Origin of the sequence: Citreicoccus inhibens (genome assembly GCF_019039035.1) — a bacterium.
In the GTDB taxonomy this organism is placed as follows: domain Bacteria; phylum Myxococcota; class Myxococcia; order Myxococcales; family Myxococcaceae; genus Citreicoccus; species Citreicoccus inhibens.
This window is the reverse complement of the sequence record NZ_JAHNZT010000006.1, coordinates 319929-340024: the sequence shown is the minus strand read 5'-3', so window position 1 is coordinate 340024 and position 20096 is coordinate 319929. Positions and strand designations below refer to the sequence as shown.

The 20096-nt window shown below is 70.7% G+C and carries 16 protein-coding genes and 1 pseudogene; 10 read left to right on the top strand and 7 right to left on the bottom strand.

What is annotated here, in order from left to right:
- Positions 1-23: 23 nt before the first annotated feature.
- Positions 24-1217, bottom strand: a complete 1194-nt coding sequence (locus tag KRR26_RS11365; protein ID WP_120203085.1) for a small ribosomal subunit Rsm22 family protein — start codon at positions 1215-1217, stop codon at positions 24-26.
- Positions 1218-1388: 171 nt separating this feature from the next.
- Here KRR26_RS11365 and KRR26_RS11360 point away from each other — a divergent pair.
- The 4 genes and pseudogenes from KRR26_RS11360 to KRR26_RS11345 form a co-directional block, all read left to right on the top strand.
- Positions 1389-2282 (top strand): annotated as a pseudogene (locus tag KRR26_RS11360) (ABC transporter ATP-binding protein); the annotation flags it as partial.
- Positions 2279-3082: an ABC transporter permease gene (locus tag KRR26_RS11355; RefSeq protein WP_120203081.1), complete on the top strand. Its 804-nt coding sequence runs from the start codon at positions 2279-2281 to the stop codon at positions 3080-3082. The pseudogene KRR26_RS11360 and the gene KRR26_RS11355, both read left to right, overlap by 4 nt.
- A gap of 6 nt (positions 3083-3088) precedes the next feature.
- Complete coding sequence (locus KRR26_RS11350; RefSeq protein ID WP_120203080.1) at positions 3089-3880, top strand: ABC transporter permease; 792 nt, start codon at positions 3089-3091, stop codon at positions 3878-3880.
- 163 nt (positions 3881-4043) lie between these two features.
- The gene (locus KRR26_RS11345; protein WP_120203078.1) at positions 4044-6212 is read left to right on the top strand and encodes a Kelch repeat-containing protein; all 2169 of its coding nucleotides are present in this window, start codon (positions 4044-4046) and stop codon (positions 6210-6212) included.
- Between the two features lie 27 nt (positions 6213-6239).
- Here KRR26_RS11345 and KRR26_RS11340 read toward each other — a convergent pair whose 3' ends face one another.
- The gene (locus KRR26_RS11340) at positions 6240-7154 is read right to left on the bottom strand and encodes a helix-hairpin-helix domain-containing protein (RefSeq protein WP_328707110.1); all 915 of its coding nucleotides are present in this window, start codon (positions 7152-7154) and stop codon (positions 6240-6242) included.
- Between the two features lie 147 nt (positions 7155-7301).
- Between KRR26_RS11340 and KRR26_RS11335 the strand changes: the two genes are divergently transcribed.
- Positions 7302-8927 carry a peptide chain release factor 3 gene (locus KRR26_RS11335; protein ID WP_120203077.1) on the top strand — a complete coding sequence of 542 codons (1626 nt, stop codon included), beginning with the start codon at positions 7302-7304 and terminating at the stop codon, positions 8925-8927.
- A gap of 25 nt (positions 8928-8952) precedes the next feature.
- Here KRR26_RS11335 and KRR26_RS11330 read toward each other — a convergent pair whose 3' ends face one another.
- Positions 8953-9495 (bottom strand): hypothetical protein, encoded by a 543-nt coding sequence (locus KRR26_RS11330; RefSeq protein ID WP_120203075.1) that lies wholly within the window; start codon positions 9493-9495, stop codon positions 8953-8955.
- A 42-nt stretch (positions 9496-9537) separates the two neighbouring features.
- Here KRR26_RS11330 and KRR26_RS11325 point away from each other — a divergent pair, with 42 nt between their 5' ends.
- Positions 9538-11031: a carboxypeptidase M32 gene (locus tag KRR26_RS11325; protein WP_217079800.1), complete on the top strand. Its 1494-nt coding sequence runs from the start codon at positions 9538-9540 to the stop codon at positions 11029-11031.
- 6 nt (positions 11032-11037) lie between these two features.
- On the opposite strand, the gene KRR26_RS11320 is transcribed toward KRR26_RS11325, so the two are convergent.
- Complete coding sequence (locus KRR26_RS11320; RefSeq protein ID WP_233576678.1) at positions 11038-11304, bottom strand: hypothetical protein; 267 nt, start codon at positions 11302-11304, stop codon at positions 11038-11040.
- Positions 11305-11481: 177 nt separating this feature from the next.
- Between KRR26_RS11320 and KRR26_RS11315 the strand changes: the two genes are divergently transcribed.
- On the top strand, positions 11482-12123 hold the full coding sequence (locus KRR26_RS11315; protein WP_217079799.1) for an O-methyltransferase: 642 nt from the start codon (positions 11482-11484) through the stop codon (positions 12121-12123).
- A gap of 4 nt (positions 12124-12127) precedes the next feature.
- Here KRR26_RS11315 and KRR26_RS11310 read toward each other — a convergent pair whose 3' ends face one another.
- Positions 12128-13297, bottom strand: a complete 1170-nt coding sequence (locus tag KRR26_RS11310) for a ribonuclease D (protein ID WP_217079798.1) — start codon at positions 13295-13297, stop codon at positions 12128-12130.
- 65 nt (positions 13298-13362) lie between these two features.
- On the opposite strand from KRR26_RS11310, the gene ttcA reads away from it, so the two are divergent.
- The 3 genes from ttcA to KRR26_RS11295 are packed head-to-tail and all read left to right on the top strand — an operon-like array spanning position 13363 to position 15838.
- Entirely contained in the window at positions 13363-14199 is an 837-nt protein-coding gene (ttcA, locus tag KRR26_RS11305) for a tRNA 2-thiocytidine(32) synthetase TtcA (RefSeq protein WP_120203069.1), read from the top strand.
- Positions 14178-15002, top strand: coding sequence for a tellurite resistance TerB family protein (locus KRR26_RS11300; RefSeq protein ID WP_120203067.1), 825 nt, complete (start codon positions 14178-14180; stop codon positions 15000-15002). The genes ttcA and KRR26_RS11300 overlap by 22 nt, the downstream gene beginning before the upstream one ends.
- Before the next feature lie 11 nt (positions 15003-15013).
- The gene (locus tag KRR26_RS11295) at positions 15014-15838 is read left to right on the top strand and encodes a phosphate/phosphite/phosphonate ABC transporter substrate-binding protein (RefSeq protein WP_120203066.1); all 825 of its coding nucleotides are present in this window, start codon (positions 15014-15016) and stop codon (positions 15836-15838) included.
- A gap of 9 nt (positions 15839-15847) precedes the next feature.
- On the opposite strand, the gene KRR26_RS11290 is transcribed toward KRR26_RS11295, so the two are convergent.
- Together KRR26_RS11290 and KRR26_RS11285 are read right to left on the bottom strand one after the other, a co-directional pair.
- Positions 15848-16996 (bottom strand): serine/threonine protein kinase, encoded by a 1149-nt coding sequence (locus KRR26_RS11290; RefSeq protein ID WP_217079797.1) that lies wholly within the window; start codon positions 16994-16996, stop codon positions 15848-15850.
- Positions 16997-17063: 67 nt separating this feature from the next.
- A complete protein-coding gene (locus KRR26_RS11285; protein ID WP_217079796.1) occupies positions 17064-20057 on the bottom strand; it encodes a choice-of-anchor D domain-containing protein in 2994 nt (997 codons plus the stop codon).
- Between the last annotated feature and the right edge of the window lie 39 nt (positions 20058-20096).

Here is a 20096-nt window from a genome sequence, read left to right as displayed (position 1 = left end):
CGCGGAAGTAGCCGCGCCTCGCGTCAGGCCTTGGGCGGCGTCGCGGACGCGTCGGGCTCTCGGGGCGGAGGCGGCACGCCGCGCCCCGCCTGGGCCACCATGCGGACCTCCGAGCCCTCGCCCATCGCGATGCCGTCGCCCTTCGCCTCCGTCTGCGTGACGGCGATGACGTCGCCGCGCTGGAGGTGGAAGAAGCGCTCGTTCTGCTCCGTGCGGTGCTTGTCCTGCATCGCCAGCCCCACGCGCCCCTCCGGACCGCAGCCGATGTAGCGCTGGCGCCCCTTGCCCTCGAGCGACTCGGAGACGATGCGGAAGAGGCGCCCCGGGGGCGGCTCCGGCCAGCTCTCGCCCTTGGGCGCCAGCACCAGATAGCTCATCTTCAGCGCCTCCTTGTGGAGCCCGGCCGCCTTGGCCAGCTCCTCCACGACGCGAGGCATGGGCCACGCGCGCTCGGCGTGGCACCAGTCGGTCTCCTTCACCAACGCGGGACAGGCGCCCCGGTACATGCACGGCGCGCGCACCGCGTAGCCGCGCTCCACCAGCAGGTCGCGCACCTTGAGCAGGTTGCGGCTCGTCTCGCGCAGCGCGGGCTCCAACACCAGCACGCTGCCGCCGCGCTTCACCTTGCCGAGCACCGACTCCAGGAGCGCCGCGCGCGGCTTGAGGGCCTCGTCGGTGGCGCCGTACAGCTCGTTCACCACGTGGCCCAGGGTGATGAGGTCGTACTGCCCCTCGGGCAGCTCAGTGCCCTTCTTCATCGGGTCCCACTCGCGCGTGGCGAGGGCCTCGCCGGCCTCGGTGGCCAGCGCGCGCGCCAGCGTCAGGGCCGCCTTGCTGCGGTCCGCCGCGGTGACCTCTCCGCCGCCCGCGTCCATCGCCGCGAAGGCCACCGGGCCGGGGCCGCTGCCCAGGTCCAGCACGTGGCGGGGCCGCGAAGGCAGCTCGCCCAACACCTGCCGGGCCTGCGCGTAGGACACCGGCCAGTAGAAGAGCAGGTAGGCGCCCAGGAGGCGCGGGTCATCCATGTAGCGCGCGCCCGCGAGCTGGCGCTCCCGCGTCAGCCCCAGCGACAGCTGCTTCACGCCCGCGGCGACCTCCTTGACTTCCTGCGGCGTGAGGCGCCCCTCGGGGCCCTCGGTCCGGCCGCGCGAGGCCCGCCACACGGCGATGAGCCGGGGCATCCATCGCTCCAGGTCCTTGCTGTACGCGTTGCTCATCTACCGTGCCTTCTGAAAGAGAGGGTCGCTCCCGAGGGCCGACCGCGTTAAACACCGCCGCACATGATCTCCGTTCGCGGCCTGCGCAAGCACTACAAGGTCCACAAGCGCCCGCCCGGCCTGAAAGCGGCCCTTCGTTCGCTCGTCCACCGCAGCTACTCCACGGTCAAGGCCGTGGATGGCATTTCCTTCGACATCCGTCCCGGAGAGCGCGTGGGCTTCCTCGGGCCCAATGGCGCGGGCAAGACGACGACCCTCAAGGTCCTCGCGGGCCTGCTCCACCCCTCCGAAGGCGAGGTGCGCGTGGATGGCCACGTGCCGCGCCTGCGCGAGGATGCGTTCCTCAAGAAGATCATGCTCGTCATGGGGCAGAAGCAGCAGCTGCTCTGGGACCTCCCTCCCGCGGAGACGTTCGAGCTCAACCGCGCCATCTACGACGTGCCCCGCGCTCAGTACAAGCAGACGTTGGATGAGCTGGTGGGGTTGTTGGAGCTGGAGGACCTCATCGGCAAGCCCACGCGGCAGCTGTCCCTGGGCGAGCGGATGAAGTGCGAGCTGGCGGCGGCCCTCATCCACCGGCCCCGGGTGCTCTTCCTGGACGAGCCCACCATCGGGCTGGACGTGGCCATGCAGGCCACCATGCGCACCTTCATCAAGAGCTACAACGAGCGCTACGGCGCGACGCTCATCCTCACCAGCCACTACATGGACGACGTGGCGGCGCTCTGCCCGCGCGTCATCGTCATCGACAAGGGGCTGCTGTCCTACGACGGCAGCCTGGAGGCGCTGGTGCAGCGCGTGCGCCCGGAGAAGCGCGTGGTGCTGCGGCTGGCCGAGCCGGTGGATGACGCGCGCCTGGCCCCCCTGGGCAAGGTGGTCTCGCACGAGCCGGGCATGGCGGTGCTCCAGGTGCATCAGGAGGCGGTCAACGCCACCATCAGCCGCGCGCTGGCGAGCCTGACGGTGACGGACCTCACGGTGGAGAACGCGCCGCTGGAGGAGGTCATGGGCGAGCTGTTCGCCGAAGGCAAGGCCCGCCGCGCCGCCGCCGAGGGCACGCCATGAGTCTGCGCAACACCGTGCGCGCCTTCCCCACGCTCTTGAAGGTGGGGTTCTCCGAGTCGGTGGCGTACCGGGCGGAGCTGCTCGTCTGGGTGCTGTCCACGACGATGCCGCTCATCATGATGGCGCTGTGGACGGCGGTGGCTCGCACGGCGCCGGTGGGGCGCTTCGGGCAGGCGGACTTCGTGGGCTACTTCCTCGCCACGTTCGCGGTGCGCCAGCTCATCAGCTCGTGGGCCGCGTGGCTCATCAACTGGGAGGTGAAGCAGGGCACCCTGTCCATGCGCCTGCTGCGTCCCATCTCGCCGTTGTGGGCCTACGCGGCGGAGAACATCGCGGCGTTCCCCATGCGCCTCGTGGTGGCGGTGCCGGTGACGGTGCTGGGCGTGGTGCTGGTGGGATGGCAGGTGGTGCCGCGCTCGGTCGTGGGATGGGGATTGTTCGCCGTGTCCATCCTGGGCGGGTGGCTCATCACCTTCCTGGCCAACGCCATCATCGGGTCCTTGAGCCTCTTCATGGACAGCAGCCAGAAGCTGATGGAGGTGTACCTGGTGCTGTTCTTCGTGTGCTCCGGGTACATGTACCCCGTGGAGCTGTTCCCGCCGGGGCTGCGCACGCTCATCGACTGGCTCCCGTTCCGCTATCAGATTGGCCTGCCCACGGAGTTGATGACGAACGCGCACGGGACGGCGGAGGCCCTGCGGCTGCTCGCCTTCCAGTGGGGCTGGGTGGCCGTGCTGGCGGTGGGGACGATGGGCGTGTGGCGGTATGGGCTGCGGCGCTTCGCGGCGTTCGGAGGGTAGGGCGGCATGCTGCGGCGATACCTGAAACTGCTGGGCGTGCAGCTGAAGGCCTCGGGCCTGCAAGCGCTCCAGTACCGCGCGGACTTCCTCACGGACGGGGCCACGTCGCTGGCGTGGACGTTCACGGCGCTGGCGCCGCTGCTCGTCGTGTACGGCGAGCGGCCGAGCATCGCGGGCTGGACCTTTGGCGAGGCGCTCCTGGTGGTGGGCTGGTTCACCTTGCTCCAGGGCGTGCTGGAGGGCGCCATCAATCCCAGCCTCACGGGCGTGGTGGAGCACATCCGCAAGGGCACGCTGGACTTCGTGTTGCTCAAGCCCGCGGATGCGCAGTTCCTGGTGTCCACCCAACGCTTCCTGCCCTGGCGCGCCATCAACGTGCTCACGGGCGTGGGGCTGTTCATCTATGCCTTCTGGAAGCTGGGGCGCTGGCCGTCCGGGCTGGGGTTGCTCGCGTCCGGAGTGCTGCTGTGCACCAGCACGCTCTTGCTCTACTCGCTGTGGATCCTCACGGTGAGCGCCGCGTTCGTCGTGGTGCGCGTGGACAACCTCACGTACTTCTTCACCTCCATCTTCGACGCCGCGCGTTGGCCCGCGTCGGTGTTCCGCGGCGGGCTGGCGCTGTTCTTCACCTTCGTCATCCCGCTGGCGCTGATGACCACGTATCCGGCGGAGGCCATGTTGGGCCGGCTGCCGTGGCAGTCCTTGGTGGGCGCGGTGCTGGGCTCCATGGTGTTCGCCTGGGTGGCGCGCCGCGTGTGGTTGCGCTCCATCGGGCACTACACCTCCGCGAGCAGTTAGCGCGCGCGGAAGTGTCGTGCGCGCGTCATGCACGACCCTGCCCGGGTGACGCGTGACGCGCGCGGCGTGGCGTTCTTCCAGAGTGGTGTCCACCTTCGTGCTGGGCTATGGGGCCGCCGTCGCGGGCCTGGCCGCGCTTTGCTGATTCGAAGGACTCCCCCTCATGAAGAACCTGGTCTGGCTCGGCTGGATGGCCGGGCTCGCGCTCGTCGTGTCTGGCTGCGCACCTGATGATGCACTCCGGGACTCCGAGCCCGGCCACGCGCGGGCTCGGCTGGACGACGCCTCCACCTGGACCTCCACCACGCCCATGGGCACCGCGCGCGTGGACCACACCGCGACGCTCCTTCGCTCGGGCTATCTGTTGGTGGCGGGCGGCGCCACTCCCAACGCCGAACTGTATGACCCGCGCCTCGGCCGTTGGTACGCGCTCCCGGCCATGAGCGCCTACCGGCAGCGGCACACCGCCACGCTGCTCTTGTCCGGCAAGGTGCTGGTGGCGGGTGGCAATCCCTCCACGCAAGCGGTGGGCACCGCGGAGGTCTACGACCCGGACCTCTATGCCTGGACGTCCACGGCCTCGTTCGATGTTCCACGCAGCCAGCACACCGCGACGTTGCTGGGCAATGGCAAGGTCCTCCTGGTGGGCGGCGACAATGGCTCGGGGAAGGCGCTGGCCACGGCGCTGCTCTTTGATTCGAGCAGCAACGCGTGGGCGGCCACGGGCAGCCTCGCCGCGGCGCGGTTGGGTCACGGCGCCACGTTGCTGCCCTCGGGGCAGGTGCTGGTGACGGGCGGGCGCTCCGCGGCCAGCGGCGAGGTGCTCACCAGCGCGGAGCTGTATGACCCGGCGACGGGGACGTGGCGGAGCGTGGCGCCCATGAACATGCCGCGCGTGGGGCACAGCGCCACGCTGCTCCTGTCCGGCAAGGTGCTGGTGGCGGGCGGCTTCGCGGGCAGCCTCGCCACGTCGAGCTCCGAGGTGTTTGACCCTGCGACGGGCCGCTGGACGCGCGTGGGCGAGCTGCCCCTCGCGTGCGCGCTGCACACCGCCACGTTGCTGGCGTCGGGGCAGGTGCTGGTGGCGGGCGGCTCCAGCGGCGGCTCGGTGTACCTGGATGGCGCGGCCCTGTTCGACCCGGCCACGGGGATCTGGAGCGCCACGCATTCCATGACGGCGCGGCGCGGTGGGCACACCGCCACGCTGCTGCCCTCGGGGGAGGTGGTCGCCACCGGCGGCGTGCCCGAGGCGGGCTCCCGCCACACGTCCACGGAGCGCTACCACCCGCCCGTGCTGCCGTGGCAGCCCACCACCGGCATGGCCTTGTCGCGCGCGCAACACACGGCGGTGACGCTCCCGACCGGGCAGGTGCTCGTCGCCGGAGGCACGGGCACGAGCGGCGAGGCGCTGCTGGCCTCGGAGCTGTACGACGAGCAGCGCGGGGCGTGGACCGCCACGGGCCCGCTGGGCGCGCGGCGCTACCTGCACTCGGCCACGGTGCTCGGCTCCGGCGGCGTGCTGGTGGTGGGTGGACAGGCCGATGCGAGCACGTACCTGTCGAGCGCGGAGCTGTATGACCCGCAGCGCGGCGCGTGGACGCCGGTGCCCAACATGTCGGTGCGTCGCGCGCGGCACACGGCCACGGTGCTGCGCTCCGGGCAGGTGCTGGTGACGGGCGGTTGGACGGGCGCGTCCACGTCCACGAACCTGTCCGTCACGGAGCTCTTTGACCCGGCGCTCGGGCAGTGGTCGACGGTGGGCGCGATGACCAAGGCGCGCGCCTTCCACACCGCGACGCTGCTCGACTCGGGGCTCGTGTTGGTGACGGGCGGCACCACGCCCGAGGGCGACGTGGCCACCGCCAGCGCCGAGCTGTACGACCCGGCCACCGGCACGTGGCGCGCGACGGGCGCCATGGCGATGCCGCGCTACGGACACGTGGCGATGCCGCTGTCGTCGGGCCGGGTGCTGGTGGTGGGCGGCTGGGGGCAGGGCGGCGCGCTGCGCTCGGCGGAGCTTTATGACCCGCTCACCGGGCTGTGGACGCCCGTGGCCGCCATGGGGTTCCCACGCTACGCGCCGCGCGCCGCGGTGCTGGCCACGGGCCGGGTGCTGGTGGTGACGGGCGACGGGGGCAGCGACCTGGGCATGCTCGACTCCGCCGAGGCCTTCGACCCGAACACGGGACTCTGGTCGCCCGCGGGCACGCTGTCCGCGCGCAGCACGCAGAACGACGTGACGTTGCTGCGCTCCGGTCGCGTGCTCGTTCCCGGGGGCTACGGCTCCAGCGGCGCGCTCTCGAACTCGGAGCTGTACGTCCCGGCGGGGTGACGCGCGGCGGTCCTTGCGTGCCTGTGCTCAGTGGGCGGCGGGCGAGGGCACCTCGGGGCCTCGCCCGTAGTACGCGAGGCACTCCGTCTCCCTGCCCCGCACGACGCGCAGGCCCTCCATGGGGCCGCTTCGCGCGGTGACGACGGTGCACTGTCCGCCCTCGCCGTCGCGGTCGTAGTAGAGGACCACCCAGTCGTGGGTGGTGCCCTGCTGGTGCGCCAGCGCGGTGTTGGAGAAGAGGGCCCGCATGGCCCAGCCCTCCACCGTGCGGCTGAACACCGGGAGCCACGCCTCGCCCGAGGGATTGAAGCGCCGGGGCGCGATGCGCCGCAGCGTCCCCGCCTCGGCGCGCTGGCGGTACTCCTGGTCCACGTGCAGCAGCAGGGCGACGTCCGGCGCGGGGCTCTCCACGGGCCCGAGGTCTCCGGCTCGGCGCGAGCGGCTCAGCCTCGCCACGAGCAGCTCGCGGACCTGCTCGGCGCGCCGGGGCCCGAAGCCCTCCACGCGCTCCAGCCGTCCATCGTGCGCGGCCAGCTCCAGCTCCTCCAGCGTGGACACACCGAGGGTGTCGTGGATGCGGTGGGCCAGCTCCGGCCCCAGCCCGGGCACGCTGGCGAGCAGGGCCTCGGGGGACACCTCCGCCTCCAGCCGCTGGAGCAGGGCCAGGTGCCCGGTGTGGACCCACTCGGCGATGGCCGCCGCGATGCTCTTGCCCACGCCGGGCAGCTGTCTCAGCCCCGCCTCTCCGTCGGTCGCGAGCAGGTCCGCCACCGAGGTGGGCCACTGCGCGACGGAGCGCGCGGCGTTTCGGTACGCCGTCACGCGGAAGGTCATGGCGTCCTGGGTCTCCAGCAGGTCCGCCACGCGCTCCAGCGTGTCCGCGATGTCGACATTGCTCTTCCATCCCACGGCCATGGCGCCCTTGAAGATGGGGCGTCCCACCCCGCCCCGCTACCCACCGCGTGGGACGGGGAAGAGCGCCTTTCCTCGGAGGGGGCGGGGGCTTGGGCCCAGGGGTGGAGACAGGCCGGGCGGGTGCGCGCTGCTTGCAAGCTGCAAGGAACGACGGCCCGTGATAGTTGCCCCCGGATGACGGCCAATGAGCTCGAGCGGGAGGTCGCCCGGCGGCGCACCTTCGCGATCATCTCCCACCCCGACGCGGGCAAGACGACCCTCACCGAGAAGCTGCTGCTCTACGGCGGCGCCATCCACCTGGCCGGCAGCGTGAAGGCCAAGCGGGCGCGGCGGCACGCCACCAGCGACTGGATGGAGCTGGAGAAGGAGCGCGGCATCTCCGTCACCTCCTCGGTGCTCCAGTTCGTCTACCGCGACCACGCGGTCAACCTGCTGGACACGCCGGGCCACCAGGACTTCTCCGAGGACACGTACCGCACGCTGAGCGCGGCGGACTCCGCGGTGATGCTCATCGACGCCGCCAAGGGCGTGGAGCCGCAGACCAAGAAGCTCTTCAAGGTCTGCCGCATGCGCGGCATCCCCATCTTCACCTTCGTCAACAAGCTGGACCGCTTCGGCCGCGAGCCGCTGGAGTTGATGAATGAGCTGGAGCAGGTGCTGGGCATCCGCTCGTACCCGATGAACTGGCCCATTGGCATGGGCCCCGAGTTCCGCGGCGTCTACGAGCGTCAGAGCCGCGTGGTGCACGTGTTCTCCTCCGAGGGCTCGCATGGTGAGTCCGAGGTGGCCGAGCGCTCGGTGTCCATCGACTCGGATGAAATCCACACGGTGCTCACCGAGGCCGAGCTGGCGAAGCTGCACGAGGAAATCGAGCTGCTCGACATTGGCGGCGACGAGTTCACCCGCGCCAAGTGCGACGCGGGCCAGCTGTCGCCCATGTTCTTCGGCAGCGCCATGACGAACTTCGGCGTGCGGCCCTTCCTGGACGCGTTCCTGGACCTGGCCCCGGCGCCCGCGGGGCGCACCTCGCGCGGCGACATGCGCGAGCCGTCCAATCCAAAGTTCGCCGGCTTCGTCTTCAAGATTCAGGCGAACATGGACCCGGCGCACCGCGATCGCATCGCGTTCATGCGCGTGGTGAGCGGGCGCTACGTGAAGGGCATGAACGCCTACCACTCGCGCCTGGGCAAGGAAGTGCGGCTCGCCAAGCCCAGCCAGTTCCTCGCCGCCGAGCGCACCGCCATCGAGGATGCGTGGCCGGGCGACGTCATCGGTCTGTTCGACCCGGGCCAGTACCGCATCGGCGACACGTTGTCCGAGGGCAACGAGGTGGAGTTCGATGGCGTGCCGCGCTTCAGCCCCGAGTACTTCGCCGTCGTCCGCTCGAAGGATCCGCTGCGCCGCAAGCAGATGGAGAAGGGCCTGGAGCAGCTCTCCGAAGAGGGCACGGTGCAGATCTTCCAGCAGCTCGGGATGGGCATGAAGGACCCCATCGCGGGCGTGGTCGGCGCGCTCCAGTTCGAGGTGCTGCAGTACCGCCTGGAGCATGAGTACGGCGCGCGCATCGCGTTGGACCGGCTGCCGTTCAGCCACGCGCGCTGGGTGGTGGGCGCCAGCTTCGAGGCCAAGTCCTTCGACTGGGAGGGCAACCGCCAGACGGTGCAGGACCGCGACGGATTGCCGCTGGTCCTCTTCCGTGATGACTGGGCGCTCCAGCACGCCGAGGAGAAGCACCCGGAGCTGAAGTTCCTCTCCGAGGCGCCCATGGTGCGTGGGGGCGTCGCGGTCATCGGCTCCTGAGCCTGCCGGGCCGGCGCGGTGGGGCCTACTTGTAGGGCGCCACCGTGCCCCCGCGGAACGCGGAGTCTCGCAGCACCAGGCCCTCCTTGAAGAGGCGCGCGGCCTTGGGGCCCACGAGGAAGCCCTTGGGCTCGCCCTTGCGGAAGGTCTTCTTCACGTACTCCTCCACCTCCAGGTACAGGCGGCGGAAGCGGTCCGGCGCCGCGTCCCGGCGGCCCGTCTGAGCTGTCACCTCCAGCTCGGCCCACATCTGCCCGTTGAGCAGCTCGCCCTCCTCGTTGAAGCGCGAGCGCTCCAGGAAGATGACGGGCGAGCGCACCTCGTCGATGCGCCACGCGCCCTTGTCCGGGCCGCGCTTCACCTTGTCCACCAGGGCGGGGCCGATGTCGCTGGCCACCAGGTAGACGTCCTCGGGGGGCACGTGGGGCAGGTTCTCCTGGGTGGCGCGGAAGGGCGTCCAGTCCTGGGGCACGCGCCGGGGGTACACCTCCAGGACGTGGCGCTCCAGGAAGCGGAAGAAGGCGACCTCGTCGTCGGGTGCCATGAAGAAGCGGAGGATGTTGGCCATCGCGCGGCCCTCTTACCTTGGATGCGCGCTAGAAACACGCCCATGGACACCTGGCTGCTTCACCGCATGCGCGAACTGCGCGACCTTCAAGGCGTCATTGGCCTGGCCACCTGGGACCAGGAGACGTACCTGCCCGCCAAGGCGGGGCCGGCCCGCGCCTCCCAGCTCTCCACCCTCCGGGGCCTGTACCACGAGCGACTGGTGGACCCGCGCCTGGGGGACGCGCTGGCCCAGGCAGCCACCCAGACGGACTTGTCCGAGGACGCACGCGCCATGGTGCGCGTGCTCACCCGCGAGCGGGACCGGCAGGTGCGCGTCCCCGGCGCGCTCGTGAAGGCCCTGGCCGAAGCGCAGGGCAGGTCCCTGCACGCCTGGCGGGAGGCCCGCACCCAGAAGCGCTTCTCCCTCTTCCAGCCCCACCTGGCGTGCGTGCTGGAGCTCCGCCGCGAGCAGGCGGACGCCTACGGCCACGACGGCGAGCGCTATGACGCCCTCCTGGAGGGCTACGAGCCCGGCATGCGCGTGGCGCGCCTGACGCCGGTGCTCACGGCGCTGCGCGAGCAGCTCATCCCCATGGTGGCCACGCTCGCGTCGGCGCAGCGCGCCCTCCCGGCCCTGTTCGATGGCCGCCGCTATCCGCAGGACGCGCAGTGGGCCTTCACGATGCGCCTCTTGAAGGACGTGGGCTTCGACCTGGAGGCGGGGCGCCAGGACCTGAGCATCCACCCGTTCACCGGCGGCACGCACGCGCTCGACGTTCGCCTCACCACGCACGTGGATGAGTCCAACCCGCTGCCCGCCCTCTTCAGCACCATCCACGAGGCGGGCCACGGCCTCTACGAGCAGGGCTTCTCCCCCGAGCACCACGCCACGCCTCTGGCCGCCGCGCCGTCCATGGGCCTGCACGAGTCCCAATCCCGGCTGTGGGAGAACCTGGTGGGCCGCAGCCGCCCCTTCTGGGAGCACTACTACCCGCACCTGCGCGCGGCGTTCCCGGAGGCGCTGGCGGACGTGGACGTGGACACCTTCCACGGCGTCATCAACCACGTCGCGCCGTCGTTCATCCGCATCGACGCGGACGAGGTGACGTACAACCTCCACATCGCCCTGCGCTACGAGCTGGAGCTGCTCCTCATCCGCGACGCGCTCCCGCTCGACGAACTCCCGGCCGCGTGGAACGAGCGCATGCGCCATTATCTGGGCATCACCCCGCCGGACGATACGCGCGGCGTGCTCCAGGACATCCACTGGGCCTGGGGCGAGTTCGGCTACTTCCCCACGTACACGTTGGGCAACCTCTACGCCGCGTCCCTCCACCGCGCCGCGCGGCGCGCCCTCCCGGACCTGGAGGGGCACGTGTCCCGTGGCGAACTCTTGCCCCTGCGCGACTGGCTGCGCACCCACGTGCACGCGCACGGCTTCCGCACGCCCGCGGAGGAGCGCGTGCGCGACATCACCGGCCAGGGACTCACGGACGCCGACTTCCTCGCCTACCTGCGGGACAAGTACGGCGCGCTCTCGGGCGTGGCGCTGTAGGTCGCGTCAGGGAGGAAACACCAGCGGCTGGCACGCGCGCGCCAGGTGGAGCGCGTCCCGTGCCAGCGCGCACGCGGCGGGGTCATCCGGACGGAGCCACGTCGCGCGCGCCACCTGGTTGCCCAGCTCGAAGCACAGGCTCGCCGTGTGCCGCACCAGCCGGCTCTCCTTGCGCAGCGCGCGCACGTTGAGCTCGCACAGCTCCGCACACTGCCTCAAGAGCCGCACCGTCGTGTCATCCGGGCGCAGCCCTCGGCGCAGCAGGCACGCCATGCCCTGCTCGCACGCCCGCTGACATTGGGTGCTTGCGTCGATGCACCGGGTGACTTCCGCACGCGTGCCGCACGGTCTGGCGCCGAGCATGGCCATGCACCTCCCACCAGTGGACACAACGGTAGGGACGCGCGCGCGCGCGGCAACCCGAAGTGAGGCGCGTGTTAAACGGTGGCCATGGCACAGCTCACGCTTGTCCCCCGAGACATCGAGGCCTACGCGGAAGCCCATACCGAGCACGTCTCGCCGTTGTTGGAGGAGCTGCGCGAGCTGACCTACGCGGAGGTCGCGTCGCCGCACATGCAGGTGGGACGTATGGAAGGCACCTTCCTGCGCCTCCTGGTGGCCCTGCTCCAGGCGCGGCGGGTGCTGGAGATTGGCACCTTCACGGGCTACTCGGCGCTGTGCATGGCCGAGGCGCTCCCGGAGGACGGGGAGATCATCACCTGCGACCTCAACCCGAGCGTGGCCGAGGTGGCGCGGCGCTTCTTCGCGAGGAGCCCGCATGGACACAAGGTCCACCTGCGGCTGGGGCCCGCGCTGGAGACGCTCCGCACGCTGAAGGGCCCGTTCGACCTGGCCTTCATCGACGCGGACAAGGGCAACTACGCCGCGTACTACGACGCGGTGCTGCCGCTGGTGCGCCCTGGCGGGCTGGTGGTGGCGGACAACGTGCTGTGGAGCGGCCGGGTCCTCCAGCCGGAGTCCGCGCAGGACCACGCCATCGTCGCGTTCAACCAGAAGGTGGCCGAGGATCCGCGCGTGGAGAAGGTGATGCTCACCGTGCGCGACGGCCTGTTGCTGGCGCGCAAGCGCTGACGCGTCAGCCGCCCAACACGGGCAGGGGCGCCAGCAGCGCGAGCAGCTCCTGGCCGTAGAGGCGCACCCGCTTCTCGCCCAGGTAGGGCAGGGCGGACAGCTCCTCCAGCGAGGCGGGCGGGCGCGCGGCCAGCGCCTCCAACAGCGGATTGGTGAGCACCGCGCTGGGCGTCACCTTGCGCGCGAGCGCCTTCTCCACGCGGAACGCCTTGAGCGCCTCCTCGCGCTTGCGGCGATTGGGGTCGCGCGGGCCGCGGGGCTCGGCGTCGGCCTCCAGCTCTCCCCGGCGCGACTTCTCCAGCTGCTCGCGGATGAGGGTGAGCACCTCGTCGCCGTGGGCGCGCACGAAGGCGCCGCGGACGCCGGCGGCGCGCGCCAGCTCGCGCGGATTGCCAGGGGGCTTCACCGCGAGGTCCGTCACGGCCATGTTGGACAGCATGCGCCCCATGGGCACGTTGTCCTGCTCGGCCCACTCCAGGCGCTTGCGGTGCAGGGCCTGGGCAATGGCGTTCGCCAGCGTGAGCTGGGCCGCGGACAGGCCGGAGCGGGGCAGCTTGGGCTTGAAGTCCGCGCCCACGTCGGGCCGGGCCACCGCCTCGTCGCACATGCGGGTGCAGTCGAGCAGCACCTCTTCGAGGATGTCCGCCTCGCGGCACGCCTCGCGCACCTGCCGGCCCAGCTCGCAGAGGTAGCGCACGTCGTTGGCGATGTAGTCGCGCATGCCGGGCGGCAGCGGGCGCAGGGAGAAGTCCGACTGCTGGTGCTCCTTGGGCAGCTCCACGCCCAGCCGCTCGCGCGCCAGGTCCGCCAGGCCCACCTTGGGCCAGCCCAGCAGCGTCGCGGCGCGGTGGGTGTCGAAGAGGCCGCGCACGCGCACGCCCACCTCGGCGAGGAACTGGAGGTCCCCCTGCGCGGCGTGGAAGTACTTGGTGCGCGCCGGGTCGGCCATCAGCGCGGCGAGCAGGCTCGCGTCCACGCCCGGCTGGAGCGTGTCCAGGAGGAAGACCTCCGAGTCGGTGGCGAGCTGGAGGAAGCACAGCCGGGCGCGGAAGGCGTGCATCGAGTCCGCCTCCAGGTCCACGGCGACTTCGGGCGCGGCCTCCAGCGTCCGGACGGCGGCCTGGGCCCCCGGTGCATCCACTACGTCCAAGGCACCCTGCGGGAAGGTTGGCATCGCGTTCGGCAGGCTAGCGGACCGGCGCTCCTGATTGACGTGTTTTTTCCCGGGCCGTGGCTAGGATGGCCGCGCCGATGAACGACGTCCAGCGTCTGGAAAAGAGTCTGCTTGGCCACATGGGCCGAGCCATCGCGGACTACCGCCTCATCGAGGCGGGGGACCGCATCATGGTGGGTGTATCCGGAGGCAAGGACTCCTACACGATGCTTCACCTGCTGCGACAGCTGCAGCAGCGCGCGCCAGTGAAGTTCGACTTGCTCGCCGTCAACCTGGACCAGGGTCACCCTGGCTTCCCGGCGGACAAGCTGGAGGGCTGGTTCCAGAAGGAGGGCTACGCCTACAAGATGCTGAAGGAGGACACCTACAGCATCGTCTTGGAGAAGACGCCGCCGGGCAAGACGCAGTGCTCGGTCTGCTCGCGGATGCGCCGGGGCATCCTCTACACGGCCGCGGTGGAGCTGGGGTGCACGAAGATTGCCCTGGGGCACCACCGGGACGACCTCATCCACACGATGCTGCTCAACATGTTCTTCGCGGGCAGCCTCAAGGCCATGCCGCCGCTCTTGCGCAGCGACGACGGGCGCAACGTGGTCATCCGCCCGCTGTGCCTGGCGCCGGAGAAGGACATCGCGAAGTTCGCGGAGCTGATGCAGTTCCCCATCATCCCCTGTGACTTGTGTGGTTCGCAGGAGAACCTCCAGCGCAAGCGGATGCAGAAGCTGGTGGAGGACCTGGGGCGCGAGATTCCCAACGTGCGCCAGAGCCTGCTCAACGCGATGTCCAACGTGCGCCCGACACACCTGCTCGACCGGACGCTCAATCCGGATCCGTTGAATACCCCCACCCCAACCGACGACACGCAAGGGAGCGCCAGTCCATGGCTCGAGAGCAGGCAATGAGTGCGCGCAGGGAGCGCAACGCCGCGCTGGTGGAGGTGATGCTGCTGGCGGCGATGGCCGACGGCCGGGTGTCGCAGCGCGAGCTCCAGACGCTGCTGGCTCGGGTGCTGGAGCGCCCCGAGTTCGAGGGCACCCGCCCCGAGGAGTTGAACCAACTCGTGGAGTCCAGCGCGCAGCGGCTGGCCCAGGCCAAGAACCTGGAGACGGTGCTGGCGTCGCTGCGCAAGCGTCTGCCGGACCACCGCAACCGGATGCTGGCCTTCGGGTTGGCGGCGGCCGTGGCGCTGGCGGATCAACGCGCCACCCGCGATGAGCTGGGCCTCCTGAAGACCTTCCAGGCCGCGCTCGGCATCTCCGAGGACGAGGTCGCGCAGATCATCGACGTCATCGAGCAGGGCGGCAGCCTGGCCGAGGCGCTGGGGGAGCCGCTGGAGCGCCTCTACGCCGAGGTGATGGTGCTGGTGCTGGCCGCGGACGGCCAGCTGAAGGAGGCCGAGGCGCGCTCGATGGTGGAGAGCTTCGCGGCGGATCCGCTCTTCCAGAACGTCAGCCCGGAGCGCGCGCAGGGCTTCGTCAGCGAGGCCGTGGTGGCGCTCTCGGCGGAGGGCCTGCCGCAGCGGCTGCACGTGTTGTCGCAGGGGCTCTCCACCCACGTGCAGCGGGTGAAGGCCTTCCGGCTGGCCACGAAGATTGCCCATGCATCGGGGCGCACGAGCGCGGCGGAGCAGAAAATCCTCGATTTGCTCCAGGCGACCTTCGGGCTCGCCGATGACGAAGTGGCGCGCCTGGGCTGGGAGGGGTAAGCAGGGTCTACATGACCGTGCACGTCCCCCCCACGTCGCGTCACTCCTTTCGTTTCGGGCTGCCGCCCTCGCTGGGCAGTGAGATGGCGAGGGAGCGCGCTGAGCGGCTCTCCGCCTTTCTCCAGCGGGCGCTCGGCAAGTTGGTGGAAGTCTCGATGGCGCCCAGCTACGAGACGCTCGCCAAGGACCTGTTGTCCGGGCGGGCGGACGCGGCGTGGGCGCCTCCGTTCGTGTGCGCGCGCATGGAGGCCATGGGCGTGCGGGTGCTGGTGCGCGGGGTTCGCCGAGGCATGTCCAGCTATCGCTCCGCGCTGGTGTGCCGGGCGGGCGCGGGCCTCTCGGTGGAGCGCCTCAAGGGGACGAACGCGGCCTGGGTGGACCGGGACGCGGTGGGCGGCTACCTCCTGCCCACGGCCTACTTGAAGACGCAGGGCCTCGAGCCCTCGCGGGCCTTCGCGGCGCAGCACTTCACGGGCTCGTACCGGGGCGCGCTGGAGGCGGTGCTGGAGGGCAAGGCGGATGTGACGAGCATCTTCTGTCCCCCCGCCTCCACGGGGCTCACCTTCGCCACGGGCGTGGAGGACGTGCTGGGGCCGGGCGCGGGTGCCCGCTTCGAGCTCATCGCCTACACCGACGAGGCTCCGAATGACGGAGTGCCGGTGGCCATGGGGCTGGCGCCGCAGCTGGTGACGACGCTCGAGTCCGCGCTGCTGGGGCTTCAGGCCGCGCCGGACGGACAGGCGCTCCTGCGGGACATCTTCAACGCGGAGCGCTTCGAGGTCGCGCCGCGCATGGGCTACCGCGCGCTGTACCGCGTGGCGCTCGCGAGCCTCTGAGCCCGCGGCCTACTTGTCGGGGTCCGAAGGGCCGAGCTTCGCGGGACGCCTGACGGGGGTGGTTCCGTCGTCCGGGCTCTTCGCGGGCTTGGGCAGGGCCCGCGCCTTGGGCGCTGACTTGGTGCCGGGCGCGGCGGCGGGCTTCGCGGGCGGCGGCGCGGCGGCGGCGGCGTGGGCCTTGGCCGCGAGCCGCGGCTCGTAGTGGATGACGGTGGGCTCGGTGGCGAACCGGTCCTCTTCCAGCTCCGTCGCGTACAGCTCGCGCATGAAGGCGGCGAGGTGCGGCGTGGTGGCGGGCAGCTTCTCCTGGAGCAGGAACTCCTCCAGGGCGAGCTGGAGCGCGCCGGCGGTGGCGTAGCGCTCGTCGCGCTTGCGCGCCAGGGCCTTGAAGACGATGGCGTCCAGGCTCTTGGGGATGTCGGGCAGCAGCTCGGACGGGGGTTGGATCTTCGCGCTCACCACGGCCTTGAGCGTGGACATCTCGTCCGCCCGCTTGAACAGGCGCATGCCGGTGAGCAGCTCGTAGAACACGGTGCCCAGGCCGAACACGTCGGAGCGGCAGTCCAGCGGCTCGCCGCGCGCCTGCTCGGGGGACATGTACGCGTGCTTGCCCTTGATGGTGCCCACCACCGTCTGGGACAGCTTGCCGGAGGCCTTGGCCACGCCGAAGTCGATGAGCTTCACGCCGCCGTTGAAGCCCACCAGCACGTTCTGCGGCGACACATCGCGGTGGATGAGGGCGAGCTTGCGGCCCGAGGGGCTGCGCGCGTTGTGGGCCGCGTCGAGCCCGGCGGCGGCCTCGGCGATGACGCGGCACTTGAGCCCCAGCGGCATGCCGCCCTGGCGATGCGAGGCCCGAGTCATGAGCGTGCCGAGCGCCTCGCCCTGCACGTACTCCATGGCGATGTAGTACTGCCCGTCCACGTCGCCCAGCTCATAGATTTGGGCGATGTTGGGATGGTTGAGGAGCGCGGCGATGCGCGCCTCGTCCAGGAACATGTCGAGGAACTCATCGTCCTCGGACAGGTGCGGCAACAGCCGCTTCACCACGAGGAGCTTCTGGAAGCCGACCGGGCCCTTCTGGCGGGCCAGATAGACGGCTCCCATGCCACCGGTGGCCAGCTTGCGCAGCAACTCGTAGCGCCCGAACGTTTCCACTCCGGCCCGCAGATTAGCCGCGCCGGGCCGGAGGGCGGAAGCCTTCGATGGGCCTTTTGTGCCGCGCTCACGGCGCCTTGCAGGTGCTCCGGTAGGAGATCTCCACCGACTGCCCGGCCTTGGGCGTGTCCCCGGGGTGGAAGTGGATGGCGTTGCGCTTCGCGTCGTAAGTCCACATCTCGGCGGGGACGTCCTGCCCCTGCACGCGCACCGCTATCTCCGCGATGCCCGTGGGCGTGGCGCTGAGCGGGAAGTCCGTGTCGGGGTCGCCGGCGCGGGTGATGAGCGGATCCAACAGCGCGCGGTAGTCCTCGTCGCAGATGGAGGCCAGCTCGCCGCCGGTGCCCTGGGCCACGGACATGAAACGGTGGGCCACGCCGCCCGCGGTGGTGCAGCGCCCGTCGAGCGGCACCCACCCGTGGAGCTGGCTGCGGTGCATGCTGCCCGTGCCCTTGAGGGACTGGAGGAACTGCACGTAGCTGTCCGGCGCGAAGCCCGAGTGGTCATCCTCGTCCGCCAGCACCACCACCGCGAGCCGGGCCGCGGTGCGGAAGAAGCCCCAGTTGCCGTCATCGGGCTGGGGGGTGCGCGGATCATCCACCTGCTCGGCCAGGGGCGCGGACAGGGCCTGGCGCATCGTCTCCAGGCCCTGCACCAGGTTGTGACACAGGCCCACGTCCAGGTTGGCCTGGATGATGGCCGCGGCGTTGGGGTTGGTGCTGGAGGCGATGCGCGGGCGGCTGTTGTCCACGGGAATCAAGCGGCCCGCCTCGCCACCGTTGGCGCCGCCACCGCACGCGGGACCGCGGGGCACGAGCCCCGTGCTGGTGACGCCCACGCGCACGTCCACGTTCTGCTGGCGCGCGCGCTCCAGCCAGCCGGGGATGGCGTCACGCAGGCGCTGTTGGTACGGCTCCATGGTGGTGGTGTTGGAGACGACGAAGAGCACGTCGAGCTGGCTGGTGGCGCCCTGGGTGTAGTGGTCCACCTGAAGCCCCTCGTGGTTGGTCTCCGCCTGGAGGGGGATGAGGAAGGGCGTGGGCTCGCTGTCGGTGTGGAGATAGAGCGGGCTGAAGTGCTGGCCGAGGATGCGGCGCTCATAGCCCACCTCCAACTCGAAGCCCTCGCCGGGCTTGAGCACGCGCGGGGTGGTGAAGGGCTTGAGCAGCGAGAACTGGGTGCTGGTGCCGTTGCCAATCTCCGCGCTGGCCACCGTGACGGGGTCGCCACATTGGTTGGACACGAGCGTGGTGCGCGGCGTGGCGGCGCAGTCGAAGCGGATGGCGCCGAAGTCCACGAACGCCGGCGTGGCGACGAGGCAGCTCTTCATGGACTGGCCGCGCAAGGGCAGCGTCACGGTGGGGTAGTTGGGATTGTTCACCGTCATCCGCAGCTCTCCGTCATACGTGCCGGCCGTGAGCGGCTTGAAGGCCACCATGGCGCTGAAGGCCGTGTCGTAGAGGACGACCCCGCCGGTGAGCGGTCCGCCCGGCATGAAGAAGGCGCCGCCCGCGTCCTTGGAGATGTGGATGTCTTTGACGGCGCACTCCGCGCCGCCAGGATTGTGGAAGTAGAAGCCGAGCACCGCGCCCATGCCCGGCGCCACGTTGCCGAAGTCCAGGCTGGGCTGGGGCAACAGCTCGTAGACACACGGGCCGCTGGCGCGCGCGCGCCCCGTGAGCGTGATGGCCCGCTCGGGGTTGAACAGGTCATCCGACTGGACATACAGCGTCGCGGACCACGAACCCTCCGCGCGCGGCTCGAAGTAGACCTTCAGCTCCAGGGCGTCATCGCCGGGATTGATGGGCAGCGCGTCGGCTTGGAGCGCGGGCCAGACGCCTGCCTTCCAGGGATAGCCCTGCGCGCCCCGCATGGGCACGTCCACGCTGAACTGCGGCGCGTCCCCCTCGGCGCGCACGCCGAGCAGCTTCAGCGCGCCGTTGCTGCCCGCGTTGGTGATGCGGAGGACCTTCTCCAGCTTGCCGCCCACCGGCAGCTCACCGAAGTCCATCACCACCGGCGCCACCGCCAGCGTGGGCCGCCCGCCGCGCGCGTCGAGCACGACCTTGGACTCGCGCGGCTTGTCGGACTCGTAATGCACTGTCAGGTCCCCGACGTTGGGGCCCGAGTAGCGCGCCGCGAACTCCATGCGCATCTGCACCGCCTCATCCGGCTGCACGGTGACGCCATCGGGTTTGGACAGCGCCACGAAGGCCCGGTCGCTGGTGGCCAGACTGGAGATGGTGACGGGGCGCCACGTCACGTTGCGCGCCTGGGTGAAGGACTCGGTGCGCTCATGCACCGGGATTTGATCGAACGGCACCGGGGCCGGGTCGAACACGAACGCGCTGGGCACCGAGTTGCCCGTCAGGCCCACCTTCGACGGGGTGCACGTCTCGCAGGACGTCACCTCCAGGCGCGCGCCCATCGTTCCCAGCGCGTGCGGCGCATAGGTGGTGTTCACCTTCACGGTGGCGTGCGGCGGGATGGTGACGGTGTCCGGACTGTATGGGTCGGGCACGTCGCCGCGCACCACCAGGGTGAGCGGCAGGTCCACTGGGTTGGTGATGGTGACGTCGAGCGTGCGGTCGCTCTCCACCTCCAACGTCTGGAAGTCCAGGTCGGCCGGCTCCACGCCGATGTTCGTGGGCGTGCCCTGCCCATGCACCGCCACCTGCTGCGTGGTGCCCACGTTGGCGTCGGTGGACACGTGCAGCACCTCCTCCAGCGGTCCTTCGGAGAGGGGATGGAAGCGCACTTTGACGACGTGGGACTCGCCGGGCATCACCCGGCCGCTGCCGTTGACCAGCTCCACCTGATAGGACGCGTTGCCCGCCAGCCCCAGCGCTTCGATGGCGAAGAAGGGCACGTAGCCGACATTGCGGATGCGCACCTGCTTCTCTCGCCACTCGCCTACTGGGACGTCACCGAAGTCGATGGCGTCCGTGTCGAGCACGGCGGTCGCCTGGACCGAGCGGATCCGCGCGTTGTCGTGACACGCCACCGCTCCCAGCGCCAGGGCCGCCACCAACAGGGCCCGCCCCCTCACGCCCATCGTCATCGTCCGCTCCCCACCCTTGTCCCAACACACACACGGATG